This is a genomic window from Conexibacter woesei DSM 14684 (assembly GCF_000025265.1).
Classification (GTDB): domain Bacteria; phylum Actinomycetota; class Thermoleophilia; order Solirubrobacterales; family Solirubrobacteraceae; genus Conexibacter; species Conexibacter woesei.
Window position 1 is genome coordinate 3,589,463 of record NC_013739.1, and the last position, 25,683, is coordinate 3,615,145.

Here is a 25,683-nt window from a genome sequence, read left to right on the forward strand (position 1 = left end):
CTCGCTTGATGGCCTCTTCCGGCCGACGCGATTGAGATCCTTGAGGTCGGATGCAGATCCCCCACCGCGGCCGCCCTCCAGCTCGCCGGCACCGGCGGCGCGCCGCCTGACGCAGCGTCCTCGCGGCGGTCGATGCTTCACGTGCACCATGCGGACGGCGCCGATCGGCTCGTCGCTGCGCTGGCCGAGGTCTTGACGGTCCGGTTGGCCGATCCGTTCGCGGCCGAGGTCGTCGCGGTTCCGACGCGCGGCGTCGAGCGGTGGCTCGCTCAGCGGCTCTCCGGCCGTCTGGGCACGAGCCCCGGCGCGGGCGACGGCATCTGCGCGAACGTCGCGTTCCCGACGCCCCGCCGCGTCGTCGAAGAGGCGATCGCTGCCGCGTCGGGCTTGGACGCCGCGACGGATCCATGGCGGCCGGAGCGAGCGCTGTGGCCCCTGCTGGAGCTGGTCGACGCGGCGAGCGACGAGGCCTGGCTCGGACGCCTGACCGCCCATCTGGATCGCGCTGCCGGCGACCGCTCGCGCCGCCTGAGCGCTGTGCGGCATGTCGCGACGCTGTTCGCGCGCTACGCGCTGCACCGGCCCGCGATGCTGCGCGCGTGGGCCGCGGGCAGCGACGAGGACGGTGCGGGCGGCGCGCTCGATGCGGAGCATCGCTGGCAGGCGGAGCTGTGGCGACGCCTGCGGGAGCGGGTCGGCGTGCCCGGGCCCGCCGAGCTGCTGGATCTCGGGCGCGCCCGCCTGGTCGAGGATCCCGGCCTGAGCGATCTGCCCGAGCGCATCTCCCTCTTCGGCCTGACGAGTCTGCCCGCCCGCGACCTCCAGCTCCTGCGCGCTCTCGCCGAGCGCCGCGACGTGCATCTGTTCCTGCTGATGCCGTCACCCGCCGCGTGGCGCGGCATCGCCGACGCCGCAGGACGGGGTCCGATCCTCACGCGCGGGCAAGCACTGAGCGCAGCCCTGCCGGCGCATCCTCTCCTCGCCTCCTGGGGCCGCGACGGGCGCGAGCTGCAGCTGCTGCTCGAGCCGCTGCCGACCGAGGCGGTGCACGCGGACGCCATCGGCGCCGGGGACGAGCCGGACACGCTGCTGGCGCGTGTCCAGGCCGACATCCGCGCCGACCGCACGCCGCGCGAAGACGAACCGGTCCAGCTCGGCGACGGCGACGCGAGCGTCCAGGTGCACGTCTGTCACGGGCGCGCGCGACAGGTCGAGGTGCTGCGGGACGCGATCCTCCACGCGCTCGCCGACGATCCGTCGCTGGAGCCGCGCGACGTGATCGTGATGTGCCCCGACATCGAGACGTTCGCTCCGCTCGTGGAGGCGACGTTCGGCGCCGGCGAGGCGGATGTCGGGGAAGCGCTCGCGGACGACGCCGTCGACCTCTCCGGCGCCCACCCCGCCGAGCTGCGCGTGCGGCTGGCCGATCGCTCGCTGCGCCAGACCAATCCGGTGCTCGGAGTCGTGACGAAGCTGCTCGAGCTCGCGACGGCGCGGGTCACCGCGTCGGAGCTGCTCGACCTCGTCGACCGGGAGCCGGTGCGGCGGCGCTTCCGGCTCGAGGAGGACGAGCTCGCACGCGTCGAGGACTGGGTTGCCGCAAGCGGGATCCGCTGGGGCCTCGATGCCGCGCATCGCGCACCGTTCAGGCTGCAGCACGTCCCGCAGGGCACGTGGGCGGCGGGCCTGGACCGTCTGCTGACCGGCGTCGCGATGGCTGAGCGACCGGGTCACACGCTCGCCGGCGTGCTGCCGCTCGACGACGTCGACAGCTCGGCGATCGACCTCGCCGGCCGGTTCGCCGAACTGCTGGACCGGCTCGCCGCCGCGCTCGACGAGCTGGCCGCGCCGAAGCCGATCTCGGCATGGGCGACCGCGATCGCCGAAGCGGCCGACACGATGACCGCGACGACGCCGCGCGACGCCTGGCAGCGCGCGGAGCTGCAGCAGCTGCTCGCCGACGTGGTCGAGGAGGCGACGAACGACGGGGTCGCGAGCGCGGTCTCGCTCGACGTCGCCGACGTCGCCGCCCTGCTCGGCGGGCGGCTCGCCGGGCGGCCGACGCGCACGAACTTCCGCACCGGCCATCTGACGGTCTGCACCTTGCAGCCGATGCGGTCGGTACCCCATCGCGTGATCTGCCTCCTGGGACTCGACGACGACGTCTTCCCGCGCCGCTCGCCGCGCGACGGCGACGACGTGCTGCTCGACGAGCCGTGGATCGGCGACCGCGACGGCCGCTCCGAGGACCGGCAGATCCTGCTCGATGCGCTGATGGCGGCCGGCGACCGCCTGATCGTCACCTACTCCGGCCGCAGCGAGCGCACGAACGCGGAGCGCGCACCGGCCGTGCCGATCGGCGAGCTGCTCGACGTGATCGACCGCACCGCCTGCGCAGCGGACGGTGGCCGAGCGCGTGACGCGGTCCTCGTCCGACACCCGCTGCAGCCGTTCGACGCGGCGAACTTCGCGCCGTCGACGCTCGTCCCGCAGCGGGCCTGGAGCTTCGACGGGGTCACGCTCGAGGGAGCGCGGGCGCTGGGTGGCGAGCGCGGCAGTCGGCCGCCCTTCCTCCCCCGCCCGCTGCAGCCGCAGGACGCCGACGTGATCGAGCTCGACCAGCTGCTCGCGTTCGTCGGCCACCCGGTCCGCGCGTTCCTGCGACAGCGGCTGGGAGTCGGCGTCGACGTCGGCGCCGGCGAACGGAGCGACAGCCTGCCGATCGAGCTGGACCCGCTCGCGCGCTGGGGCCTCGGCGCGCGCCTGCTCGCCGCGCGCCGCGCCGGCGTCGACGTCGGCGTCGCGGTGGCGGACGAGCGCGCCCGCGGCAGCGTGCCGCCGGGTGCGCTCGGCGACCAGGTGCTGCGCGGGGTCGTGGCCGAGGTCGAGGCGATCCTCGGCGCGGCGGCGGAGACGGTCGGCGCCGGCGGACCGCTGCGGACGCTCGACGTGCGGATCGCGCTGGAGGACGGACGGACGCTCGCCGGCACGATCGGCGGCGTCGGCCAGTACGTGCTGCCGGTCGTGACCTACTCGCGCGTCGACCCGCGCCGGCGCATGGAGTCATGGGTCCGGCTGCTGGCGCTGACGGCGGCGTTCCCGGAGCGGTCGCTGGTCGCGACGACCGTCGGCCGCGCGCGCAGGGACGTCGACCGCGCGACGACGATCGCGCGGATCGCGCAGCCCGGCGGCGAGCCGGACGTCCGCCGCACGCGTGCGCACGCCGAGCTCGCGCGGATCGTCGACCTCTACGACCGCGGGATGCGCGAGCCGCTCCCGCTCTTCCGCCAGACCTCGGCCGCCTATGCGGCCGGCGGCGCCACCGCCGTCGCGCGTGCGCACACCGCGTGGGAGACCGACTTCCAGCCGCTCCGCGAGGACCTCGACCCCGAGCACCAGCTCGTCTTCGGCGGCACGCTGCCGTTCGAGCGGCTGCTGGCGGAGGCGCCACGCGACGACGAGCAGGGCGAGGACTGGGACATGTCGGAGCCGTCCCGCTTCGGCCGCTACGCGCGACGGTTGTGGTCGGGCCTGCTCGCGCACGAGGAGCTGATCGACCGGTGACCGCCGCCGACGTCGCCGAGTTCGACCTCTGCGGCCCGCTGCCCGAAGGCGTCACCGTGCTGGAGGCCAGCGCCGGCACCGGCAAGACCTACGCGATCGCGGCGCTCGCGACGCGCTACGTCGCAGAGGGCATCCCGCTCGACCAGCTGCTGATCGTCACGTTCACGCGCATGGCGACCGGCGAGCTGCGCGACCGTGTCCGGCACCGGCTCGCGAGCACACGCGAAGCGCTCGACGCGATCGCGGCCGGCGCCGCACCAGGCGTCTACGACGAGGTCGTGCGGCTGCTGGCGTCCGGGACGTCCGCCGAGGTCGCGCGACGCCGCGACCGGATCGTGCGCGCGCTGGCCGAGTTCGACGCAGCGACGATCACGACGATCCACAGCTTCTGCCAGGAGGCGCTGGGCGAGCTCGGCTTCGCCGCCGACCTCGACCGCGACCATCGCTTCCAGGAGGACGTCCGCGACCTCGCCGAGGAGGTCGTCGACGATCTCTACGTGCGCGGCTTCCTCACCCGTCCTCCCCACTTCAGACGCGCCGAGGCCGGGCGCGTCGCGCTGAAGGCGATCGACAACCCGTCGGCCGTGCTGGAGCCGAGAGCGGCCGGCAGAAGCACCTACGCGGGGATGCGCGTCGGCCTCGCGACGGCCGCGCGCGCCGAGCTGGACCGGCGCAAGCGCGCCGCGGCGCTGGTCACGTTCGACGACCTGCTGCTGCGGCTGCGCGACGCGCTCGAGGGTCCGGACGGCGAGGCGGTCGCGGCGCGCCTGCACCGGCGCTACCGCATCGCGCTCGTCGACGAGTTCCAGGACACCGATCCCGACCAGTGGGCGATCATGCGCCGCGCCTTCGCGGCCACCGGGACGACGCTGGTGCTGATCGGCGATCCCAAGCAGGCGGTGTACTCCTTCCGCGGCGCCGACGTGTTCGCCTACCTCGACGCGGCACGCGCGGCCGACGCCCACCCCACCCTGCGCGTCAACTGGCGCAGCGACCAGCGCCTGCTCGACGCCTACGACGCGCTGTTCGGCGCGGCACGCCTCGGTCACGACGAGATCGTCTACCGGCAGGTGCGGGCCGCCGCGGCGAATCGCGCCCCGCGCCTGCACGGCGCGCCGGGCGCGGCGCCGCTGCGAATCCGCGTCGTCCCGCGCGACGCGCCGACCGTCAGATTGACCAGCGGCGGCACCGCCAGCCCCGCGTCGGCGCGCGCGTACGTCGCCCGTGACCTCGCCGCCGACGTCGTCGCGCTGCTGGAGTCGGGCGCACGGATCGAGACGCGCGACAGCGACGGCAGAGCGGTCGGCCACACGCCCGTCGGCCCCGGCGACGTCGCCGTGCTGGTGCGCCGGAACGTCCAGGCGCGAGAGATCAAGACGGCGCTCGAGGCCGCCGGCGTTCCCGCCGTCGTCGCCGGGGGCGGCAGCGTCTTCGCAAGCGAGTCGGCGCGCGACTGGCTCGTGCTGCTGCAAGCGCTCGAACGTCCCGAGCTGCTCGCGCGCGCCCGCGCGGCCGCCCTGACCGCGTTCCTGGGCTGGAGCGCCGTGCGCGTCGCCGCGGCCGCCGAAGACGCGTGGGACGAGCTGCAGCAGCGCCTGCACGCGTGGGCCGGCGTGATGCGCCGCCACGGAGTCGCCGCGCTGACGGAGACGATCACGTCGAGCGAGCGCGTGTCCGTCCGGCTGCTGGAGATCGTCGGCGGCGAGCGGCGCCTGACGGACCTGCGCCACGTCGGTGAGCTGCTGCACGCCGCCTCCGCCGACGAGCAGCTGGGCATCACCGCGCTGGCCGCGTGGCTGCGCCGCCGGATCGAGGCGGGCGACCGCGACGCCGACGCCGACGATCGCGCGCGGCGCCTGGAGTCCGACGCGGAGGCCGTCCAGGTGCTCACGGTGCACCGCAGCAAGGGCCTGGAGTTCCCGATCGTCTACTGCCCCTACCTGTGGGACCCGATCTGGATCCCGAACGAGCCGTTGCCGGCGACCTTTCACGACGCTGCCAACGGCGGTGCTCGCACGATCGACGTCGCGCTGGACGAGGACAACCAGGACTACCGCCGCCACCAGCGCCAGGACAAGGAGGAGCAGCTCGGCGAGGAGCTGCGCCTGGCCTACGTCGCGCTCACGCGCGCACGCCACCAGGCGGTCGTCTGGTGGGCGGGATCGTGGTCCAGCCGCAACTCAGCGCTCGGACGCCTCGTGTTCGAGCGCGACGCCGACGGCAACGTGCCGGCGACCGGCAGCTTCACGCCGACCGACGAGGCCGCGACCGACCGCTTCCGGCAGCTCGCGGCCGCAGCCGCGGGAGCGATCGCGGTCGAGCGGGCGACCGTGGTCGACGGAGTCCGCTGGTCGCCGCCCCAGGAGCCCTGGACGCTGCTGGAGGCGGCGACGTTCGATCGCGCGCTCGATCAACGGTGGCGACGCACCTCCTTCACGACGATCACCGCCGGCGCCTTCGAGGCACGGGTCGCGAGCGAGCTCGAGGAAGCTCCCGGCGCCGACGACGCCGTCGAGATCCCGCTGCTGCTCCCCTCCCCTTCCGGCGACGACCGTGCGACGGCGAGCGCGGCCGTGTCGCTGCTGTCGGAGCTGCCGGCGGGCGCGCGCATCGGCACCTTCGTCCACAGCGTGCTCGAAGCGACCGACTTCGCGGCCTCCGACCTCGACGGCGAGCTGACCGCCCACATCGGCGCCGCCCTCGACCGCCGCCGGATCGACGTCGGAGACCCGGCGGCGCTCGCCGGCGGCCTGCGGGCGGCGATCGAGACGCCGCTGGGCGAGCTGGCCGGCGGTTGGCGGCTGCGCGACCTCCCCCGCAGCGCGCGCCTCGACGAGATGGGCTTCGAGCTGCCGCTGGTCGGTGGCGACGCCCCGACCGGCGAGCTGACGCTCTCCGCCGTGGCGGCGGTCCTGCGAGCGCACGTCGCCCCGGACGACCCGCTGGCGGGCTACGCCGAGCGCCTCTCCGATCCGGCGCTGCGGTCCCATCTGCGCGGCTATCTGGCCGGCGCGATCGACCTCGTCGCACGCCGCGCCGAGGGCGTCCCGTACGCGATCGTCGACTACAAGACCAACCGACTGGCCGCCGCCGGCGAGGCGCTGACCCCATGGCACTATCGCCCGGCGGCACTCGCGATCGAGATGCAGCGCTCGCACTACGTCCTCCAAGCGCTGCTCTACGCCGTCGCGCTGCACCGCTATCTGCGCTGGCGAGTCGAGGACCACCACCCCGACCGGGACCGTCCGCTGATCGTCTACGCGTTCCTGCGCGGCATGGCCGGTTCGGCGACGCCCGTCCTCGACGGCGCGCCCTGCGGCGTCTTCGCCTGGCGGCCGCCCGAAGGGCTCGTGCCGGCGCTCAGCGACGTCTTCGAGGAGGGAACGGCGGCATGACCTCGCTGCGCGAGCGAGACCCCTTCGACGTCCGCCTCGCGCGCGGGGCGCCAGCGCTGCTGCGAGCGTTCAACGACGCTGGCGTGCTCTCGATCGCCGACGTCCAGGTCGCGCGGCGCCTGGCCGCGCTGGGAGACGTCGCCGACGCTGAGCTGCTGCTCGCCTTCGCGCTGGCGGCGCGTGCGCCGCGACTCGGTCACGTGCTCGTCGACCTCGCGACGATCCGCGCGACGGTCGCCGTCGACACGGAGGAACGGATCGACCTCGACGCCCTCCCCTGGCCTGAGACCGGCGCCTGGGTCGCGGCGTTGGCCGGCTGCGCGCTCGTCGGCGTCGGCGACGAGGACGGCGCCGACACGACGCCGCTGCGGCTCGTCGGCACCGCGCTCTACCTCGACCGCTACTGGCGCGAGGAGCGCCAGGTCGCAGCCGACCTCCGCGGCCGTCTCGAGGCGCTGCCGGCGGGTGTCGACGAGGCGGCGCTGACCGCTCGGCTGAAGCGCCTCGCGCCCGACGACGCGCGGCAGCGCAATGCGATCGCGGCTGCCGCCGTGCGCCGATTCGCGACGGTGGCCGGCGGCCCCGGGACCGGCAAGACGACGACGGTTGCACAGATCGCCGCGCTCGTCGTCGAACAGGCGCGAGCGGAGGGCCGGCCGGTCCCGTTGATCGCGCTCGCCGCGCCGACCGGAAAGGCGGCGGCGCGTCTGGAGGAGCAGGTCCACCACCGCGCCGCCCAGCTCGACACCACGCCCGACGTGCGCGAGCAGCTCGCCGGGCTGCGCGCGTCGACGTTGCACCGACTGCTCGGATGGCGCCCGGGAAGTCACAGCCGCTTCCGTCACGACCGCCACGCGCGGCTGCCGCACGACATGGTGATCGTCGACGAGGCGTCGATGGTCTCGCTCACGCTCATGGCGCGTCTGCTCGAGGCCGTGCGGCCCGATGCGCGCCTCGTGCTCGTCGGCGACCCCGACCAGCTCGCCTCGATCGAGGCCGGTGCGGTGCTCGGCGACATCGTCCGCGCAGCGCGGCCGGGCGCCGGCATCGTGCAGCTCGAGCGCGTCTACCGCTTCGGTGCGGGCATCGGAGCGGTCAGCGCCGCCGTTCGCGCCGGCGATGCGGATGCGCTCGTCGCGGCGCTCGTGAGCGCTCCTGCCGAGGTCACGTGGATCCCGATCGACGCGGGCGACCCCGCGACCGCGACAGCGGCCGTCCTGGCGCCCGTGCGCGACGCGGCCACACGAGCCGGCCGGGAGGTCATCGCCGCCGCGCTCGGCGGCGACGGACGCGCGGCGCTCGACGCGCTCGGCGCCTTCCGGCTGCTCTGCGCGCACCGCCGCGGCCCCCACGGCGTCACGACGTGGATGCCGCTGGTCGAGGGCTGGCTCGCGGGCGACATCGCCGCCACCGGCACCTGGGCCCGCGACTATCCTGGTCGCCCGCTGCTGATCACCGCCAACGACTACGACCTCGACCTCTTCAACGGCGACACCGGCGTCGTCGTCGCCAGCCCCTCCGGCGGCCTCACCGCCGCATTCGAGCGACGCGGCGAGATCGTCGCCGTCCGCCCCGCCCGCCTGCGCGCCGTCGACACGGTCCACGCGATGACGATCCACAAGAGCCAGGGATCGCAGTTCGGCACCGCCGCCGTCGTGGTCCCGGCCGCCGACTCCCGCATCCTCACCCGCGAGCTGCTCTACACCGCCGTCACCCGCGCCCGCCGCCACCTCATCGTGATCGGCACCGAGGACGCGCTCCGCGCCGCCGTCCACCGCCCCGCAGCCCGCGCCTCCGGCCTCAGCGGTCGTCTGGGCGCCTCCGTCGTGTCGCAACCCTTCGGATGACGCGGGTTCGCGGTCCGGCGCCCGGCGACGTTGAATCACAGCGCGACTGTGACCGGGTGATGGGTGCGCGCGGCGGCATATCGGTCGCACGCGGACCTCTCTTTGTATGCTGGATTTCTGTTTAACGATCCGGTGGCGGGGAGCTGCCGATCGATCATCTATCGAGGAGGAGGGGGCATGAGCTTCATGAAGCAAGGCCTTGTCGCCGTTGGACTCATCGCGGCGTGTGTCGGCCTGACGTCGGGGACTGCGGCCGCATCGATCAGCCCTGATCCATACAGCTCCACAACCGACACCGGCAGACTCGCAATAAATTCCGTCCTTCTGGCGGGAACATGCAGACTCAGCAACGTGGCCGCTTCGGCGATCGGAGGCCTAGCCGGAGGCGCGAGAGGACTGATCACGGGGTACACGATCAGCGGCTGCAGCGGTCAGATACAGAGAGCCCAGACGCTAACGACATCGAGAAACCCGATCACTGTCGTGCTGCTAGCGGGATCGACGGGACTCAGCAACATCACGATCCTATTCACAACACCGTTCGGCGAATGCCTATACGCAGGCACGCTGTCTGGGACATGGTCAACCCCGACGAGAACGATCGCGGCGTCGAACCTGAGACTCGGGCTCTTCGTCATGCTAAGAGGCTTGTGCGACAGCTTCCTTGATGTGGACGCAACGATCGGACCAATCGGCGCCACGATAAGCAACCCCTAGTCGACGACTCGTCGAGGCGGCTCGTGCGGCGCGCCGCACGAGCCGCCCGCCAGTGCGACTGCGCGCCCGGCGTGCGCGGGAAGGCCGACCTCCTTCGCGAGACGCTGAAGATGTGGCTGGACGATCTCGGCGAGTTCGAGCCTCGCCAGTGCGCTACCGTTCTCTTCAATGCACCCGATTCGCGTGGCGGACGCCGCGTGGGTGTTCGCCGCCACCACCGAACCGAGCAAGGTCCCGTTCTACATCGCCGGCGCTCTGTTGGCGTGCTGGGCCTTCGGCGTCGCTGCCGCCGGGATCGCGCGCCCAGACCTCGCGCGCTCGGCACGTGCGGGCCGGCTCGTCATCTTGACGAGCGCCATCCTCGCCGCGGCCACGGTCACGACAGCGGTGATCACGGCGGGCGCGCCGACCGAGGAACATGACGCGCAGACCGCGGCCACGCAGACCAACACGCTGCGGATCGCTGCCGATCCGACGGGTGATTCGGCCTACGACCGGACCACGGCGACCGTCAGCGCCGGCCAGCTCACCGTCCGGTTTGCGAACGACTCGCCCGTCCCGCACAACGTGACGATCGCGCGAGGCGCGAGGGTCGTCGCGGCGACGAGCACGATCCACGACGGCAGAACCACCGCGACCGCCGATCTGCCAGCGGGCGACTACGTCTTCTACTGCTCCGTCGACGGCCACCGCCAAGCCGGGATGCGCGGCACCCTGACCGCGCGCTGAGCGGTCTCGCGTTGATGCCACGGCGGCATCCGGGAGAATCCCGTCGCATGTTCAGGACCGACCCCGAACACGCGCCGGCACCGACGCAGGACCGGACCGTCATACACAGCAGAACGCCGGAGTCGCGCGCGGCGTACGCGGAGATCCGTCGTGCGTGGGAGATCCTCGGTCGGCTCAACGCGCTGCCGCCGGGCGACTTCGACGCCATGCGCGCGCTCCTCGGCGAGCTGACCGGTCAGGAGCTCGACCCGTCGGTTCGCGTGCTGCCGCCGTTCCACACCGACGGCGGCCGCAACCTCCGATTCGGCCGCAACGTGTTCGTCAACCACGGCTGCACCGCGATGGACCTCGGGGGCATCGACATCGGCGACGACGTGATGATCGGACCGAACGTCCATCTGATCAGCTCCGGCCACCCGCTCGACCCGGCGACCCGCCGTTCGCAGATCACGACCGCACCCGTCCGCGTCGGCCGCGGCGTGTGGATCGCCGCGGGCGCGATGGTCCTGCAGGGCGTCACCATCGGCGACGACGCCGTGGTGGCCGCAGGCGCCGTCGTCACGAAGAGCGTCCCACCGCGCACGCTGGTCGCCGGCGTCCCGGCCCGGGCGATCCGCGCGCTCTGACCCCTGACGCTCACTAGCGCTTCAGGACCGTCGGGACGCTGCGGGCGGTCGCGGTCCCGGCGGTGACGGTCAGCAGGTACGTGCCCGGGCGCAGGCGGGCGCGCACCGCCCGCAGGAGCGTGACGGCGTTCGCGCCCGCGCGGCCGGGCACGCTGCGGCGATCGACGACGGAGAAGCTCCCGTGCGGGCGACTGCCCGCGGTCGTCCGTGGGCAGCGCCTCGGCGCCCCGTCGCCACGGCGGCGTTCGAGCACGAGCCGCACGTCGCCCGCCGCGGCGAGCTGGAAGCGCACCGCGATCCGTCTCGGCAGCCGGCCGGCGCGCACGCAGCGCGGTGCGAGCACGAGCGCGTCGATCCGCTGCGTCCTGTGTTGGACGGCGCGTCGCTCACCGCGCCGCTGGGTCCGGGATCAGGATCGGGATCAGGGTGGCGTCGTGCTCAGGCGTCGAGCGTCGCTTGCGCGGCCGCTGCGAGTGCGTCGCGGTCGACGCCGGCGGCGCGCAGGGCGCGCGGGGTCACGCCCTCGGTCAGCTCGGTCGCGGCGAGCACGACGTGGGCGCCGAGCAGGTGTCCCGGTCTCGACAGCTCGCTCGCGCGCTGGAACGCGGCCTGGCAGGTCGCGCCGGTGCGCATCGGGCCGCTCGCGTCCGGGCGCGACGCGACCGGCAGCGTCTGCTCGTCGGGCGGCTCGATTCCGATCCCTCGGAGCGCGTCGGCGTGGACGGCGGCGATCGCCTGGCGCAGCGCGTCGGGGTCGCTCCCGGCGCGCTCGAACGCCTGGCGCGCGGTGCCATCGGGCAGCGCGAGCGCGGAGAGCAGCAGGTGCTCGGCGCCGGCGCGGTCCTCACCCTCAGCCTGCGCCTCGCGCTCGGCACCCTCGAGCAGCGCGCGGATCGTGCGCATGTCCTTGAGCGGGTTCTTCAGCTTCACGACGGTCTCCTCGATCTGAACGGCGGGGTGTGTCTGGCGTGGCGCTTGTGGGCGGCCTGCCGCGATACGCCGAGCGCCTGCGCGATCCGCTCCCACGTCCAGCCATCCGCGAGCGCGCGTGCGACCGTCGCGCGTTCGAGCCGGTCGGCCAGGCGGCGCAGCGCGACGACGGCGGCGAACGCGTCGTCGACGTGCTCGGGCGGTGGGATGCGGTACGGGTCAGGCATCTGTCAAAAATAGTTGACAGATGCCCGCGCTGTCAACCTCGGTTGACAGCGCGGCGTGCGGAGCGACACCGAGATAAGGTGCGACGATCATGAGCACGCCTTCGCCCTTCCACGCCGCAGCGCGCCGCCTCGCGACCGTCGGCGCCGTCACCCTCCTGGCCGCGGCGACGCCGCTCGCCGTCGCACCGTCAGCCGGTGCCGCCGGCGCCGCACCGCAGGTCCTCAGATGCACCAGACTCAGCGGCAGCGCCCAGAAGCGATGCAGAGCACAGAACGCCGCGAACAGAGCGCTCTTCACGCAGCTCAAGAACACACGGCTCGTGGGCACCCGCGGCGACGACGAGGCCGTCGACTGGCTGTTCTGCGCCAACGGCAGATACGAGCTGCGAACCGGGAGCGGCAGCGTCGGCGTCTCCAGAGGCAGCCGCTGGACCGTCGAGGACGCGAGAGCGAGACAGGGCAACCGCTGGCTCGAAGGCGTCGTCAGCGCTCCGGGCGGGCTCGAGGTCGGCGTCCTGCGGCGCGGCTCCCAGTGGCAGGTGGCGGTCGCCAGCCTCGGCCGCATGCTCTACCCGGGCGACGTCCAGAAGACGCCGGCCGGCGCGGCCTGCGGGTAGACCCGGCAAATCGCCACACCGTTTCTTGCACCGGTTTTACGTGGGGCAGTTTGAGGCCCCTATGGGGACCCAAATTACCTCACGTAAAACCGGTTCATTGGTGTGGGCGTACCGCCTCGACGGGTCCGACGACGGCGAAGCGGCCCGGCTGGCGCAGTCGCCCGACGATCTCCGCGGCGTACCAGCCGCCCGGCCCGTAGACGTGGTTCGCAACGACGTCGTGCCCGCGCCGCAGCAGCTCGGCGCAGACGACGGAGCCGACGAAGCCGCTCGCGCCGGTGACGAGGAGACGCATCGCGCCCGATCCTCCCGCTCGCGGTGCATCGCTGTCAAACCGCAGCCACCGCCGGTTCAGGGTCGGGATCAGTAGCGCTACGCGTTGCGCTCGGCGGCCGCCTGCCCCCGAATGGAGGGCTTGTGCTGACCCTGCTCGGAGAAGGACGGAACGTGGTGCTCGGACCGATTCGGTCATGGAACGTGAAGCTGATCGCGATCGCGGTCGTGCTGGCGAGCCTGTTCGCGATAGGGCTCGCGGCACCGGCGGCGCACGCCGCGCCGCCCGACCCGCCGACGATCCAGGTCGACTCCCCGACGACGATCACCGGCGGCGGGACGATCGCCGTCTCCGGCACCGCCGTCGCAGACGCCCCGATCGCCGTGTTCGTCAACAACACCGCGCGGACCGGCACGTATGCCGACAGCAACGGCGCCTGGAGCGCGACGGTCAGCGCGGAGGACGGCGACAACTACGTCTCCGCCGTCCAGACCGTGAGCGGTGAGACGAGCGCCCCCTCCTCCGCGGTCTACGTCGCGAACCTGGCCACCCCTCGCGTGTTCACGCCGGCCGCGAACGCAACCGTCGGCACCACCTTCACGGTCGTCGGCGACCACAACCATCCGGGTGCGACGGTCGAGGTCCGCGACGAGAACGGCGCCCTGCTCGGCAGCAACGCCTCCGGCGACTGGAACTGGTCGCTCACGACGACCGTCGCGCTCCCCGCGGGCCCGCACACGCTCTCGGTGACGGTCACGCGCGAGGGCGTCGTCGGCCCGGCGCGGACGCGTGCGATCACCGTCGCCGACGGTGGGACGCCCGTCGCCCCCGACCCACCGACCGTCGCCACGCCCGTCTCCAGCGGCGTCGTCGCCGGGCCGGTCCGCTTCAGCGGCACCGCCGAGCCCGGCGCGAGAGTCGACGTCAGCAACCCCGTGCTCCCGATCGTGCACGGCTCCGGGACCGCCGACCAGAACGGCGCATTCGACTTCACCGTCGACCTCGCCCCCGGCTCGCACAGCGTCGCGGTCACGCAGGAGGTCGGAGGACTGACGAGCGACGCGACGACCGTCTGGTTCACGGTCCTCCCCGCGCCGCCGGCGTTCGGCACGCTGCCCGCCGCCGCCGCGACCGGCTCGCAGGTGACCGCGAGCGGGACGGCCGAGCCGAACGCGAACATCACGCTCACGCGCAACAGCACCGTCGCCGCGACGACGCAGGCCGACGCGAACGGCAACTGGAACACGCCGGTGACGATCGACTACTGGGACAACTACCTCACCGTCACGCAGGAGCTGAACGGAGAGGTCAGCGATGCGGCGCCGGAGCAGCACGTCATCGGCGTCAGCCCGCCGAGCCTGTCGACGCCCGCGGCGGACTCCGTCGTCGACCAGACGTTCGCGATCAGCGGCGGCGACGCCGTGCCCGACGCGACGATCACGATCCTCGACGAGGACGACCGCGTGCTCGCGACGACGACGGCGGTCTCGCTGACGCTGTGGAGCACGACGACGACCGTGCCGCTCGGCGCCGGCGCGAGAACGATCACCGTCCGCGTCAGCTACGGCGGCGTCTCGGCGGAGACCGACCACGCCGTCGTCGTGCGCCCGCCGGTGCCGAGTCTGGCGAGACCGGCGACCGGCGAGAGCGCCGACGACGCCGGCCACGTGCGGTTCACCGGCACCGCGCTGCCGAACGCCGGCGTCAACGTCTTCCTCAGCGGCGTTCAGGACGCGGTCGGCGGCGGGACCGCCGACGCGAGCGGCGCGTTCGACTTCACCGCCGCACTCGCGCCCGGCAGACGGCGGATCCGCGTCGGCCAGCTCGTCGCGGGCCAGCCGAGCCCGCGCAGCGCGATCGTCCAGGTCGCAGTGCGGCCGGGCGCTCCGGAGCTGACGCACGGCGCGCGGACCGTTGTCGCCGACGCGGAGGCGACGGTCGGCGGCAGCGCGGTCGCCGGCGCGACCGTCGAGCTGCGCGATGCCGCGGGAGCGACCGTCGCGGAGGCGACCGCCGCGGGCGACGGCGCGTGGAGCGCCGCCGTCGAGGTCGCCGCCGGCCGGCATCCGCTGACCGCCGTGCAGTCCGTCGACGCGGTCGCCGGCAGCGCATCGGCCGCGTTCGCGCTGACCGGCGTCGGCGCGCCGGCCGTGACCGCGCCGGCCCCCGGCGCGCTCGTCGACCCGGTCTTCGCGGTCGCCGGCAGTGCGCTCCCCGGCGCGACCGTCACGCTGCGCGACGCGGGCGGCCGCACGCGCGGCAGCACCGTCGCCGGCGACGACGGCGCCTGGTCGCTGACGACGACCTCCGCGCTCGCCGCGGGCGAGCGCACGCTCTCTCTCGTGCAGACGCTCGACGGCGTCAGCGGCCCCGCCGCGACGCGGCGCGTGACGATCCGCCAGTCCGGCAGCGGTCCTGGAGGGCAGCCGGACACGGACGGGCCGTCCGGCCCGGGCGCGAGCCCGAGCGCGCGTGCCGCGCTCGCGCTGACGGCGCGCACGAGCCGCACGAGCGCCCGCGCCGGCCAGGCGATCCGCTACCGCCTGACGGTCGCGAACACCGGCACGACCGCCGTCCGCGGAGCGCTCGCATGCGCGACGCTCCCGCGCGGGACGCGCCTGCTCGCCGACGGCGGCGGCAGACGCGCGCGCGGCGCGCGGCTGTGCTGGACGCTTCCGGAGCTGCGCCCCGGCTCGCGTCGGACGCTCTCGTTCGCGGTCCGCGCCACGCGCCGCACGGCGAGACCCCGCAGCACCGTGACCCTCACCGCCCCCGGCCTCCCGACCCTGCGCACCCGCACTCCGAGGTAGCCGCACCCGAACATCCCCTTGCGCGTATATTCCCGAATCGTTATATTCGGGCCATGGCCACCTCCCCATTCGACGTGCTGGCGGAGCCGACGCGGCGGCGGATCCTCGACCTGCTGCTGGAGCGACCGCGGCTCGTCGGCGACCTGACCGAACAGCTCGGGCTCAGCCAGCCGGGCACGTCGAAGCACCTGCGGGTGCTCCGGGAGGCGGGCTTCGTCCAGGTGCGCCAGGACGCGCAGCGGCGCTGGTACGAGCTGAGCCCGGCGCCGCTGGCCGAGGTCGACGCGTGGCTGACGCCGTACCGCCGCCTCTGGTCCGAGCACCTCGACGCACTCGAGCAGCACCTCGACTCGATGGAGGACGAACCGTGAACGAGACCCTGGTCCGCAGCGGCGGACGCAACGTCCTGCGCGTCGAGCGCCGCGTCGCGCACCCGCCCGAGAAGGTCTGGCGCGCCGTCACCGAGCCGGCCGAGCTGAGCGCCTGGTTCCCCTCCCCCGTCGAGCTGGACGAGCTGCGCGCCGGCGCCGAGATCCGCTTCGTCGGCGACGGCTTCGGCAGCGCCGGCACGATCGCCGAGGTCGACCCGCCGCGCGTCTTCGCGTTCGACTGGGAGGGCGAGCTGCTCCGCTTCGAGCTGGCGCCCGACGGCGATGCCGGCTGCCTGCTCGTCTTCACGCACACGTTCGACGACCGCGCCGGCGCCGCCAGCTTCGCGGCCGGCTGGGACGCCTGCCTCGACGCGCTCGACGGCCTGCTCGACGGCATCGACCCGCCCGCCCAGCCACCGGAGATGTCCGCCGCGCATGAGGCGTTCGTCCGCCGCTTCGGGCTCGACGAGGGCGCGCTGGAGGAGACGACGGACGGCGGCTGGCGAATCCGCTTCGAGCGCCAGCTGACCCGGCACGCGCCGGACGCCTGGCCGCTGATGAGCGCCGCCGCCTCCGCTGACGGCGAGTGGCCGACGACCGTCGACGAGCCGCGACTGCTCGAAACCGAGCACGACGGCGGCGCGAGCCCTTAGCCACCCGGGGTCGTCCTGGATTCGTGTCGCATAGCGACACCAACCCAGGACGCTTGCCCGCCGCGCCTTGCCGGCCGCGCCTACGCCGCCGCGCCGACGTCGATCCGTCTGACGAGCGCCTCCAGGCCGACCGCCACGCGCGCCAGCTCCTGCGCGGAGGCGCTGATCTCCTCGGTCGAGGCGCTCGTCTCCTCGGTCGAGGCGGAGATCTGCTGCGCGGAGGCCGACGACTGCTCGGCGACGGCGGCGACGCCGGCGATCTCCTCCTGCGTCCGCTCGGTCTTCGCCGAGACCTGCGCGACCTCGGCGGCGATCTGCGCGACGCGCGTGCTCATGTCCTCGACCGCCTGCTCGATCCGCGCGAACGCCTCGTGCGTGCGTGAGACGGTCGCGACGCTGTCCTGCGTCAGCTGCGCGCCGCGCTCGACGACGCCGACGACGTTGCTCGTCTCGCCCTGGATCTGCTCGACCAGCACCGCGATCGACGACGCCGCCCGCTGCGACTCCTCCGCCAGCTTGCGGACCTCCTCGGCGACGACCGCGAAGCCGCGGCCCTGCTCACCGGCACGCGCAGCCTCGATCGCCGCGTTCAACGCCAACAGGTTCGTCTGCTCCGCGATCCCCGTGATCGTCGCGACGATCGAGCCGATCTCCTTCGACTTGCCGGCGAGCGCGCCGATCGCGCTGCCGACCGAGCCGGAGACCTCGCTGACGTCCTCCATCGCGGCGGTCGCCTCCGCGGCCGCCTCGACGCCGTCGCGCGCCGCCTCTCTCGCGCGGCCGGTCGCGCTCGCGGTCTCGTGCGCCTGCGCCGCGCCGACGCGCGCCGACTCCGCCGCCTCCGCGACGAGCTGCTTGACGGCCTCGACTTGCCGCACCTGGCGCTCAGCGCCGACGGCGATCTCCCCGACCGCGCCGGCGATCTCACCGACCGCGCGACCGGCCTCGTCAGAAGTCTGCGCGACCTGCTGCGAGGCAGCGCTGACGGTGCTCGCACCCTCGGTCACCTCGCCCACGACGGTCCGCAGCTCCTGCATCAGCGCGGCGTTGCGCTCCAGCTGCGCCTCGTTCTCCTGCCGCTGCAGCTCGTTGCGCTCCAACTGCTCCTCGTTCTCCGCGATCGCCTCGCGGTTGCGCCGCAGCGCCTCCTGGTTCTCGGCGAACTGCGCGTTGAACGCACCCGCCAGCTCGTGCAGCTCGACCGTCCCCGCGGGCGTCAGCGCAAACCCCTCGTCGTCGGGATCGCGCTCGCGCAGCGCGTCGCCGTAGCGCGCGATCGGCACGCCGACGCGCGTGTGGAAGAACCACAGCGTCAGCCCGAGGCCGACCGGGAACAGCACCGCGAGGACGTTCATCAGCCACAGCGCCCGCGACTGCGCCGTCTGCGCGTCGTCTATCGCGTCCTGCAGCCGCGCGTCCATCTGCTGCTGGAACTCGTCGATCGGCGCGCCGATTCTCTCCTTCGTCGCGAAGTACTCGGCGTCGAACAGCAGCTCGCGGGCGCGCTCCAGCCGCGCCGCTCTGTCCAGCTGCACGTCGGCGGGCGCGAGCGTGAACGCGGCGACCGGTGCCGGCATCTCGCCGGGCGCGACGCCGAGGCCGTCGAGCGTCAGCCGCATCGCGCGCGTCTCGGTCTCGACGAGCCCGTTGGAGAGCGACGCGGCGCGCTCCAGCAGCTCCAGCTCGGAGGCGGGGACGCCCAGCGCTCTCATGCGCGTGATGGCGCGCTCGCGCGTTCTCGTCTGCTCGACCTCTCTCCAGTAGGCGTCGAGGTGTCTGCGGTCGGTCGAGACGGCGAACGCGCGCACCTCGTCGGTCAGCAGTGCAGAGGCGCCGGCGAGGTCGTCGGCGAGCTGCTCCTGGACGGCGCGCGCCTCGTTCGCGTCGCGCACGTCCGACGAGGCGCCTCGAGTGAGGACGACGCCGAGCACGAGCAACAGCGCGAGGACGAGGAACGTCGCCCCCGCGATCAGCGTGACGGTGAGCTGCTTGAACTTCATGACGGGATCTCCTTCGGCGTGTCCGTGCCACCACGCGGCGTGCCACCGCGGCGTCGTGCTGGCCCGGCTGATCGACCGGGTTCGCGGGACCTTGATGCGGCTCCCCGCAAAGCGGACGCGTTGCCGCTCGCCGGCCGCACGAAACGACAGGTCTTTCACCGCTTTCCGGTTGTGGCGAGGAGCACCGAAGCTCCATAACTGCGTTCGCGCCAAGCACGTTCCGGCGAGCTGGGTATACCGTCCCTCAAATGGGCACGCGCACGCTCGATCGACGGCGTCTCGACAGTCCCCACCGCAACCCGCTGCTGGAGCGCTTCGGGCTCGCCGCCCGGCGCCTGCGCGAGGAGCGCGGCCTCACGCGCGACGCCGTCGGCGTCGCCTCCGGCCTCAGCCCGGTCTACATCGGCAACATCGAACGCGGCGAGGTCAACCCGACGCTGCTGACGCAGACGCGCCTGGCGACCGGCCTCGGGATCCCGCTCGACGCGCTCGTCGCCGCCGCGTTCGGCGACGACGAGCGCGACCGCTAGCCGCTCTCAGCTGCGACCGGCCAGCTCGGGCGGGTCCGACACCGTCTCGAACAGCTTGTCGACCGCCGTCAGGTGGAGCGTGCGGTCGATCGCCGTCCCGTCCGTCCGCACCAGCACGATCCGGCGATGCGCGCGGCGCGCCCGCTGGTGCGCGCCGACCAGCTCGCCGATCCCGCTCGAATCGATGAACGTCAGCCGCCGCAGGTCGACGACGAGCGTCCCGTCCTGCGGCTCGACGTCCGCGAGCCGGTCGCGGAACTGCGGCGTCGTCTGGAGGTCGAGCTCGCCGCTGAGCTGGAGCGACGTGCGCCCGTCCTCGCGCTCGACGTCGATCGCCAGCACGGCGCCCTCGGGATGCTCGACGCGCTCGGTCTCGACCGCGACCCGCGGCAGCCACTCCAGCCACCGCGGCAGGTACCAGTTCCAGTCGCCGAGCAGCTTCATCGTCGCGGGCAGCAGCACCGCGCGCACGATCGTCGCGTCGAGCAGCACCGCGACCGACAGCCCGATGCCCATCATCTTGAAGTCGATCGAGCTGAGCGTGGCGAAGATCGCGAAGACGCCGACCATCACCGCCGCGGCGCTCGTGACGACGCCGGCCGTCGCGCGGATCCCGTGCGAGACGGCCTCCTCCGTCGGCATCCCGCGGTCGTAGCCCTCGCGGACGCGGCTGAGGATGAACACGTGGTAGTCCATCGAGAGGCCGAACAGGATCACGAACAGGAACAGCGGCAGCCACGAGGTGATGCCGCCGATCGACGTGAAGCCGATCAGCGACTCGAGGTGACCGTCCTGGAAGATCCACACGAGGATCCCGTACGCCGCGCCGACCGACAGCAGGTTCAGCACGATCGCCTTCGCCGGGATCACGATCGAGCGGAACGTCACCATCAGCAGCACGAACGCAAGTGACAAGACGAAGACGAAGACCCACGGCGCGCGCGACTTCATCAGCTGGTTGAAGTCGTAGGAGTTCGCGGTGAGCCCGGTCACCGGCGCCTCCGCCGACGGCAGTCTCCCGACCGTCGCGGGCACGATCTCGTCGCGCAGCGCAAGCAGCGCGCTGTCGGACGCGTCGTCGGTGCCGGTGCCGGTGAGCGGGACGTCGATCTTCGTCACCGTTCTGTCGGGACTCACCGTGACGGTGACAGGATCCTGCATCAAGCCCGTCGCGAGCGCTTGTCTGCGCAGCTGCGCGATCGCTGCCGCGGTCTGCGGAGCGGTCGCGTCCGGCGCGCTGAGCGCGATCGTGGCGGCCGTCGGCTCGCCGGGGAACGCCGCCTGGATGCGGTCGTAGGTCTGCATCACCGGCAGGTCGCGCGGCAGCCCCTGGACCCCCGAGTTGACCGTGTGCAGGCCGAGCGCCGGCAGCGCGAGCACGACGAGCAGGCCGCCGGAGAGCAGGACCGACGGCAGCGGATGGCGCAGCACGGCGCCGACGATCGTCGCCCAGAAGCCGGTCTCCGAGCCGGGCTTGTGCAGCCGCCCGACCAGCGGGACGCGGCCCTTGTCGATCCGGTCGCCGAGCAGCGACAGCATCGCCGGCAGGACCGTCAGCGAGCCGATCACGGCGATCGCGACGACCATGATCGTGCCGGTCGCGAACGACTGGAACGTCGCGTTGCCGGTGATGTACATCCCCGCCATCGCGACCATCACCGTGAAGCCGGAGACGAGCACCGCCCGGCCCGACGTGGCGGCCGCGAGGTCGAGCGCCGCCTCCTTCCCCCGCCCCAGCCGGCGTTCGTCGCGCTCGCGGCGGATGTAGAAGAGGCAGTAGTCGACCCCGACCGCGAGACCGACGAGCAGGATCACCGACGAGATCGCCTCGTCGACCCCGGACAGCTGGCTCACGGGCGCAAGCAGCCCGAGCGTGATCGCGACCGCCGAGAGCCCGAGCAGCAGCGGCAGGCCGGCGGCGACGAGCGCGCCGAAGGCGAGCACGAGGATCGCCAGCGTGATCGGCAGCGAGAGGAACTCGGCCTTGCGGAAGTCGTCCTCGAACGCCTTTGTCAGCGCCTTGTTGGCGCTCGCGTCGCCGAACTCCTCGATCCGCAGCCGCGGATGGCGCTGGTCGACCTGCGCGACGGCGTCGAGGATCGGCCCGACGCGGTCCTCGGCGGCGTCCTCGTCGCCTCTGATGTCGAACGAGACGAGCGCGGACCCGCCATCTCTGGAGACGAGCTGCGCGTGTGCGGGCGACAGCGGCGACTCGACGTTCGTGACGGTCGGGAATCTGCGCAGCGTCACGACGACGTCGCTCACGCCGGCTCTGAAGGCGGGGTCGGCGATCGTCAGGTCGCCGTCGCGGGACTGGATCAGGACGGTCTCCGGCGCGAGGTCGTCGAAGCCGGCGTCGGCGAGCATCTGATCGGCCTGGCGCGACTCGCCGTTGCCGAGATCCTCGCTGGCGAGGTGCTGTGTGCCGACCGCGCTGCCGATGAAGAGGCTCACGATCACGAGTGCGATCCAGCCGCCGATCGCGATGCGCCGGTGCTCGGCGCTCCAACGCCCTGCGCGCTGGGCGAGGTTCGGGCGATGACTCATTCCACCTTCCTCCTATGACTCGCGGAAGGGCCTGGTGGTCCGCCGACACTACTCGCACGGTGCTCGCGGCCGGGCGCCAACAAGCCGCGTTTCGGTGCGCCGTCCGGCGCCACCGGCCCGCGTGCGCAGCGCGCAACCAGCGACAATGGCTGCAATGACCGTCTCCCCCGCGCCCTCCGACGACGCCTCCGACACGACGACCTTCGCCGATCTCGCCCTCCGCCGCGAGCTGCTCGACGCGCTCACCGGCCTCGGCTACGAGGAGCCGACGCCGATCCAGCGCGAGGCGATCCCGCCGCTGCTGGAAGGCCGCGACCTGCTCGGCCAGGCGGCGACCGGCACCGGCAAGACGGCGGCGTTCGCGCTGCCGATCCTGCAGCGGATGGAGCCCGGACGCTCGGCGATCGGGCCGCTCGCGCTCGTGCTCGTGCCGACGCGCGAGCTGGCGGTCCAGGTCTCCGAGGCGCTCCATCGCTACGGCAGGTCGCTCGGCGCGCGGGTGCTGCCGATCTACGGCGGCCAGCCGATCGGCCGCCAGCTGAACGCGCTCAAGCGCGGCGTCGACGTCGTCGTCGGCACGCCCGGGCGCGTGCTCGACCACATCTCGCGCAACACGCTGCGGCTCGACGAGCTGAGAATCGTCGTGCTCGACGAGGCCGACGAGATGCTCGACATGGGCTTCGCCGAGGACATCGAGTCGATCCTCGCCGAGACGCCCGACGGCGGCCGCCAGACGGTCCTCTTCTCCGCGACGATGCCGCCGCGCATCGACCGCATCGCGAGAGCGCACCTGAGCGACCCGGTGCGGATCGAGATCGCGCGCGAGACGAGCGCCGGCGACACGCCGCTGGTGCGCCAGAGCGCCTACGTCGTCGCCCGCGCGCACAAGCCGGCCGCGCTCGGCCGCGTGCTCGACGTCGAGTCGCCGACGGCGGCGATCGTCTTCTGCCGCACGCGCGACGAGGTCGACCAGCTGACCGAGACGCTGAACGGCCGCGGCTACCGCGCCGAGGCGCTGCACGGCGGCATGACGCAGGAGCAGCGCGACCGCGTGATGGCGCGCCTGCGCAACGGCACCGCCGACCTGCTCGTCGCGACCGACGTCGCCGCCCGCGGCCTCGACGTCGAGCAGCTGACGCACGTCGTCAACTACGACGTGCCGTCCTCGCCGGAGTCGTACGTCCACCGCATCGGGCGCGTCGGGCGCGCGGGGCGCGAGGGCGCGGCGATCACGCTCGCCGAGCCGCGCGAGCACCGCTACCTGAAGACGATCGAGCGCGTCACCAAGCAGCGGATCGCGATCGAGAAGATCCCGACCGTCGCCGACCTCCACGCGCGCAAGCTGGAGATGACGCGCGCGGCGCTGAACGAGTCCTTGCTTGAGGACGGCGACGACCTCGCCCGCTTCCGCGTCGTCGTCGAGACGCTCGCCGACGAGTTCGACGTGATGGAGGTCGCGCTCGCCGCGGTCAAGCTCGCGCACGAGGCGAGCGGCGGCGGCTCCGACGACGAGGAGGAGATCCCCGACGTCCAGCCGCGCCCGTTCAAGGAGCGCGGCGGTCCGAGCGGCCGCGGCGGCGCGCGCGGGCCGGGCGGCGCGGGCGGCGGCGGCGGCGCGAGCGGCTACCGCGGCAGACACCCTCGCGGCGGCGGGCCGAGCGGGCCGACGACGCGGCTGTTCGTCGGCGCCGGTCGCAGCGCCGGCATCCGCCCGCAGGATCTCGTCGGCGCGATCACCGGCGAGTCGCAGCTGACCGGCCGCGAGATCGGCGCGATCGAGATCTCGGACCGCTTCTCGCTCGTCGAGATCCCCGCCGCGAGGGCCGACGAGGTCGTGATCGCGCTGCGCGGCAGCACGATCAAGGGCCGCAAGGCGAACGTCCGCCGCGAGCGCTTCGAGCGCGGCACCGCGCCGCAGGAGGGGTAACGCGCCGCGCCGGGCGGCACCGCCCGGCGCGCCTCAGCCGACCCGCACGACCGGCGGCAGCTCGTAGCGCCCCTCCAGCACCTCCGGCCGCGGTTGGTAGAGCCGCATCAGCGGGCGGAAGCCGCCGGCCGGAGTCGGCAGCCAGTTCGCCCGCCGCTCGGGCTCGTCCGGCTGCTCGTGCTGGAGCACGAGCGTCAGCGAGCCGTCGGCGGCGCGGACGAGCCCGCGTGTGCGGTCGCCGATCGAGTAGCGCTCGAGCGGGTTCGCGACGAGGTAGTAGTCAGGCGTGTCGTACATCGTCAGCGACCAGAACGCGTCGACCGGCGGCAGCGTCTCGAAGCGGATCTCATAGCGGCGGCCGCCATCGAGCCGCTCGCCGTCGGCGTCGTCGAAGACCTGCGCGTAGAACGCCTCGTAGGCGTGGTTGCCCCACAGCCCGACGCGCGCCGCGACGGCTCGCAGCACGTGCGCCCGCTCGCGGTCGGCGATCTTCCACTCGGGCGTGTCGAGCGTCCCCAGCTCGAACCAGTCGGCGTTGTAGTCGAACATGTGCAGGAGCGTGCTCCAGCCGTTGACCGGCTCCGAGAGGCCGCCGTGGCTCGCCTCCTCCAGCCGCTTCTGCCCTGCCGCGTACCCAGCGGCGAGCACATCGGTCAGCGACGCCGACGCGTGCCCGAACGAGGCGTGCTCGTCGAGCAGCCCGAGCGGCGCGAAGCGGCGCTGCAACGCCTGCTCGGGCGCCGACGGCGGGAACGCCGCCATCCACACGCGCAGCCGCTCGAAGAACGCGACCGCCTCGGGCAGCCCCTCCCCGGCCGTCGGCACGCCACCGCCGCTGCCAGCGTCCGCATCGCCGTTCGCGTCGGTCAGCGTCAGCTGCTGCTGCAGCGCGCGCACCGCCGGCACGTCGGCGGTCCCTTCGCACGCCCAGCGCCCGACGATCGTCGCGACGCCGGTCGGGACGGCGATCCGCCGCGCTCCTGCGGGCACCGTGCCGCTCCAGCCGGGCGGCGTCAGCAGGAACGTCCCCTCCCCCGTGCCGGTCCCCCGCCGGCCGACGTAGGCGAAGTTGTTCGTCCACGCGTCGACGAACTGCAGCACGTAGTAGCGGCCGTCGCTGTCGGGCACGTGCAGCAGCTGCGCCCCGGCGCTGAGGTCGAGCTGGGCGATCGAGTACAGCGTGTCGTTGTTGACGCTGACGAACGTGTCCTGCGGCGTCGCCAGCTTCGCAGCGTGCGCGAACGTGTTGAACGGTGCCGCCCGCAGCTGGCCCAGCCCGCGCTCGCTGAAGCGCTGCACCTGCTCGAGGTCGAAGACCAGCGGGAAGCCGTAGACGTACGCCGCGGCGGCGAGTGCGGACAGGTCCTCGTCGGCCATCGTGGGGCTCAGCTGACGAACTCGTCGGCGTGCACCGTCACCGCCCACAGGATCAGCGCGTCGATGGCGAGCAGGATCACCGACCAGACCGGGTAGGCGCCGAGCGAGAGGAAGTTGACGAGCAGCCCGAGGAACGCGAGGAAGCCGGCGATCACGGCGCCCCCGGCCCGCCGCGAGGCGACGAGCAGCGCGCCGACGATCTGGATCGCGCCGACGATCAGGACGACCCAGCCCCACGTCGACAGCGACGACCATATGAGGCTGTCCTCGTGGAAGTTCGACTTCTCGGCCAGCGCCGCGATCCCCCACAGCGCGTTGAGGATGCCCGCGACGCCGAGATAGACGCCGACGAACATGACCCATCCGCTGGTGCGCGACGCTCCTGCCGGTGCTGTGCTCATGGCACGTCCTCCCGGTTGCGATTGCCAGGTTTCCAGCCTCTGCGGCCCGGGGGTGAGGCGGCATCACCTGCTCAGGGTGATGCCGGGCGCGGCGCGGTAGGAAGCCGGTGTGTCGCGCTGGACGCGAACGCCGGCCCGCCT

Annotated in this window: 20 protein-coding genes; 12 read left to right on the plus strand and 8 right to left on the minus strand. The window is 73.4% G+C overall.

Annotated elements, in window-relative coordinates; all coding sequences use genetic code 11:
• The first annotated feature begins 132 nt into the window (after positions 1–132).
• From recC to CWOE_RS16865, 6 genes are all read left to right on the plus strand, one after another.
• A complete protein-coding gene (recC, locus tag CWOE_RS16840; protein ID WP_012934841.1) occupies positions 133–3,564 on the plus strand; it encodes an exodeoxyribonuclease V subunit gamma in 3,432 nt (1,143 codons plus the stop codon).
• The gene (locus CWOE_RS16845; protein ID WP_012934842.1) at positions 3,561–6,959 is read left to right on the plus strand and encodes a UvrD-helicase domain-containing protein; all 3,399 of its coding nucleotides are present in this window, start codon (positions 3,561–3,563) and stop codon (positions 6,957–6,959) included. The genes recC and CWOE_RS16845 overlap by 4 nt, the downstream gene beginning before the upstream one ends.
• Complete coding sequence (gene recD / locus CWOE_RS16850; protein ID WP_012934843.1) at positions 6,956–8,806, plus strand: exodeoxyribonuclease V subunit alpha; 1,851 nt, start codon at positions 6,956–6,958, stop codon at positions 8,804–8,806. Before CWOE_RS16845 ends, recD begins: the two co-directional genes overlap by 4 nt.
• A 177-nt stretch (positions 8,807–8,983) precedes the next feature.
• Positions 8,984–9,523 (plus strand): hypothetical protein, encoded by a 540-nt coding sequence (locus CWOE_RS32875; RefSeq protein WP_012934844.1) that lies wholly within the window; start codon positions 8,984–8,986, stop codon positions 9,521–9,523.
• A 168-nt stretch (positions 9,524–9,691) separates the two neighbouring features.
• Positions 9,692–10,252, plus strand: a complete 561-nt coding sequence (locus CWOE_RS16860) for a plastocyanin/azurin family copper-binding protein (protein WP_012934845.1) — start codon at positions 9,692–9,694, stop codon at positions 10,250–10,252.
• Positions 10,253–10,299: 47 nt separating this feature from the next.
• Positions 10,300–10,878, plus strand: coding sequence for a DapH/DapD/GlmU-related protein (locus CWOE_RS16865; protein WP_012934846.1), 579 nt, complete (start codon positions 10,300–10,302; stop codon positions 10,876–10,878).
• A gap of 13 nt (positions 10,879–10,891) precedes the next feature.
• Here the strand turns inward: CWOE_RS16865 and CWOE_RS16870 are convergent, their stop codons facing one another.
• The 3 genes from CWOE_RS16870 to CWOE_RS16880 form a co-directional block, all read right to left on the minus strand.
• Positions 10,892–11,221 (minus strand): hypothetical protein, encoded by a 330-nt coding sequence (locus CWOE_RS16870; protein ID WP_012934847.1) that lies wholly within the window; start codon positions 11,219–11,221, stop codon positions 10,892–10,894.
• Positions 11,222–11,316: 95 nt separating this feature from the next.
• Positions 11,317–11,808: a Clp protease N-terminal domain-containing protein gene (locus tag CWOE_RS16875; RefSeq protein ID WP_012934848.1), complete on the minus strand. Its 492-nt coding sequence runs from the start codon at positions 11,806–11,808 to the stop codon at positions 11,317–11,319.
• Positions 11,805–12,035, minus strand: a complete 231-nt coding sequence (locus CWOE_RS16880) for a helix-turn-helix domain-containing protein (RefSeq protein ID WP_012934849.1) — start codon at positions 12,033–12,035, stop codon at positions 11,805–11,807. The genes CWOE_RS16875 and CWOE_RS16880 overlap by 4 nt, the downstream gene beginning before the upstream one ends.
• A gap of 89 nt (positions 12,036–12,124) precedes the next feature.
• Here CWOE_RS16880 and CWOE_RS16885 point away from each other — a divergent pair, with 89 nt between their 5' ends.
• Positions 12,125–12,652, plus strand: coding sequence for a hypothetical protein (locus CWOE_RS16885; RefSeq protein ID WP_012934850.1), 528 nt, complete (start codon positions 12,125–12,127; stop codon positions 12,650–12,652).
• A gap of 94 nt (positions 12,653–12,746) precedes the next feature.
• Here CWOE_RS16885 and CWOE_RS16890 read toward each other — a convergent pair whose 3' ends face one another.
• Positions 12,747–12,947 (minus strand): NAD-dependent epimerase/dehydratase family protein, encoded by a 201-nt coding sequence (locus CWOE_RS16890; RefSeq protein ID WP_012934851.1) that lies wholly within the window; start codon positions 12,945–12,947, stop codon positions 12,747–12,749.
• Between the two features lie 155 nt (positions 12,948–13,102).
• Between CWOE_RS16890 and CWOE_RS16895 the strand changes: the two genes are divergently transcribed.
• The 3 genes from CWOE_RS16895 to CWOE_RS16905 are packed head-to-tail and all read left to right on the plus strand — an operon-like array spanning position 13,103 to position 16,760.
• The gene (locus CWOE_RS16895) at positions 13,103–15,736 is read left to right on the plus strand and encodes a DUF11 domain-containing protein (RefSeq protein ID WP_160165527.1); all 2,634 of its coding nucleotides are present in this window, start codon (positions 13,103–13,105) and stop codon (positions 15,734–15,736) included.
• 53 nt (positions 15,737–15,789) lie between these two features.
• The gene (locus CWOE_RS16900) at positions 15,790–16,107 is read left to right on the plus strand and encodes an ArsR/SmtB family transcription factor (RefSeq protein WP_012934853.1); all 318 of its coding nucleotides are present in this window, start codon (positions 15,790–15,792) and stop codon (positions 16,105–16,107) included.
• Positions 16,104–16,760 (plus strand): SRPBCC family protein, encoded by a 657-nt coding sequence (locus tag CWOE_RS16905; protein WP_012934854.1) that lies wholly within the window; start codon positions 16,104–16,106, stop codon positions 16,758–16,760. The genes CWOE_RS16900 and CWOE_RS16905 overlap by 4 nt, the downstream gene beginning before the upstream one ends.
• A gap of 80 nt (positions 16,761–16,840) precedes the next feature.
• Here CWOE_RS16905 and CWOE_RS30860 read toward each other — a convergent pair whose 3' ends face one another.
• Positions 16,841–18,760 carry a methyl-accepting chemotaxis protein gene (locus CWOE_RS30860; RefSeq protein ID WP_012934855.1) on the minus strand — a complete coding sequence of 640 codons (1,920 nt, stop codon included), beginning with the start codon at positions 18,758–18,760 and terminating at the stop codon, positions 16,841–16,843.
• 248 nt (positions 18,761–19,008) lie between these two features.
• On the opposite strand from CWOE_RS30860, the gene CWOE_RS16915 reads away from it, so the two are divergent.
• Positions 19,009–19,290, plus strand: a complete 282-nt coding sequence (locus CWOE_RS16915) for a helix-turn-helix domain-containing protein (protein ID WP_012934856.1) — start codon at positions 19,009–19,011, stop codon at positions 19,288–19,290.
• Between the two features lie 6 nt (positions 19,291–19,296).
• On the opposite strand, the gene CWOE_RS16920 is transcribed toward CWOE_RS16915, so the two are convergent.
• The gene (locus tag CWOE_RS16920) at positions 19,297–21,837 is read right to left on the minus strand and encodes an anti-sigma factor antagonist (protein WP_012934857.1); all 2,541 of its coding nucleotides are present in this window, start codon (positions 21,835–21,837) and stop codon (positions 19,297–19,299) included.
• A 154-nt stretch (positions 21,838–21,991) separates the two neighbouring features.
• Here CWOE_RS16920 and CWOE_RS16925 point away from each other — a divergent pair, with 154 nt between their 5' ends.
• Positions 21,992–23,764, plus strand: coding sequence for a DEAD/DEAH box helicase (locus tag CWOE_RS16925; RefSeq protein WP_012934858.1), 1,773 nt, complete (start codon positions 21,992–21,994; stop codon positions 23,762–23,764).
• Positions 23,765–23,797: 33 nt separating this feature from the next.
• Here CWOE_RS16925 and CWOE_RS16930 read toward each other — a convergent pair whose 3' ends face one another.
• The gene (locus tag CWOE_RS16930; protein WP_012934859.1) at positions 23,798–25,141 is read right to left on the minus strand and encodes a DUF1254 domain-containing protein; all 1,344 of its coding nucleotides are present in this window, start codon (positions 25,139–25,141) and stop codon (positions 23,798–23,800) included.
• 8 nt (positions 25,142–25,149) lie between these two features.
• Positions 25,150–25,542, minus strand: a complete 393-nt coding sequence (locus CWOE_RS16935) for a DUF7144 family membrane protein (protein WP_012934860.1) — start codon at positions 25,540–25,542, stop codon at positions 25,150–25,152.
• Between the last annotated feature and the right edge of the window lie 141 nt (positions 25,543–25,683).

Bases quoted from the DNA above. Each gene is read 5' to 3' on its own strand.
- CWOE_RS16880 (WP_012934849.1), bottom strand. From the start codon at position 12,035: ATGCCTGACCCGTACCGCATCCCACCGCCCGAGCACGTCGACGACGCG.
- CWOE_RS16865 (WP_012934846.1), top strand. From the start codon at position 10,300: ATGTTCAGGACCGACCCCGAACACGCGCCGGCACCGACGCAGGACCGG.
- CWOE_RS16915 (WP_012934856.1), top strand. From the start codon at position 19,009: ATGGGCACGCGCACGCTCGATCGACGGCGTCTCGACAGTCCCCACCGC.
- CWOE_RS16920 (WP_012934857.1), bottom strand. From the start codon at position 21,837: ATGAGTCATCGCCCGAACCTCGCCCAGCGCGCAGGGCGTTGGAGCGCC.
- CWOE_RS16900 (WP_012934853.1), top strand. From the start codon at position 15,790: ATGGCCACCTCCCCATTCGACGTGCTGGCGGAGCCGACGCGGCGGCGG.
- CWOE_RS16925 (WP_012934858.1), top strand. From the start codon at position 21,992: ATGACCGTCTCCCCCGCGCCCTCCGACGACGCCTCCGACACGACGACC.
- CWOE_RS32875 (WP_012934844.1), top strand. From the start codon at position 8,984: ATGAGCTTCATGAAGCAAGGCCTTGTCGCCGTTGGACTCATCGCGGCG.
- CWOE_RS16930 (WP_012934859.1), bottom strand. From the start codon at position 25,141: ATGGCCGACGAGGACCTGTCCGCACTCGCCGCCGCGGCGTACGTCTAC.
- CWOE_RS16935 (WP_012934860.1), bottom strand. From the start codon at position 25,542: ATGAGCACAGCACCGGCAGGAGCGTCGCGCACCAGCGGATGGGTCATG.
- CWOE_RS16860 (WP_012934845.1), top strand. From the start codon at position 9,692: ATGCACCCGATTCGCGTGGCGGACGCCGCGTGGGTGTTCGCCGCCACC.
- CWOE_RS16890 (WP_012934851.1), bottom strand. From the start codon at position 12,947: ATGCGTCTCCTCGTCACCGGCGCGAGCGGCTTCGTCGGCTCCGTCGTC.
- CWOE_RS16885 (WP_012934850.1), top strand. From the start codon at position 12,125: ATGAGCACGCCTTCGCCCTTCCACGCCGCAGCGCGCCGCCTCGCGACC.
- recC (WP_012934841.1), top strand. From the start codon at position 133: ATGCTTCACGTGCACCATGCGGACGGCGCCGATCGGCTCGTCGCTGCG.
- CWOE_RS30860 (WP_012934855.1), bottom strand. From the start codon at position 18,760: ATGAAGTTCAAGCAGCTCACCGTCACGCTGATCGCGGGGGCGACGTTC.
- recD (WP_012934843.1), top strand. From the start codon at position 6,956: ATGACCTCGCTGCGCGAGCGAGACCCCTTCGACGTCCGCCTCGCGCGC.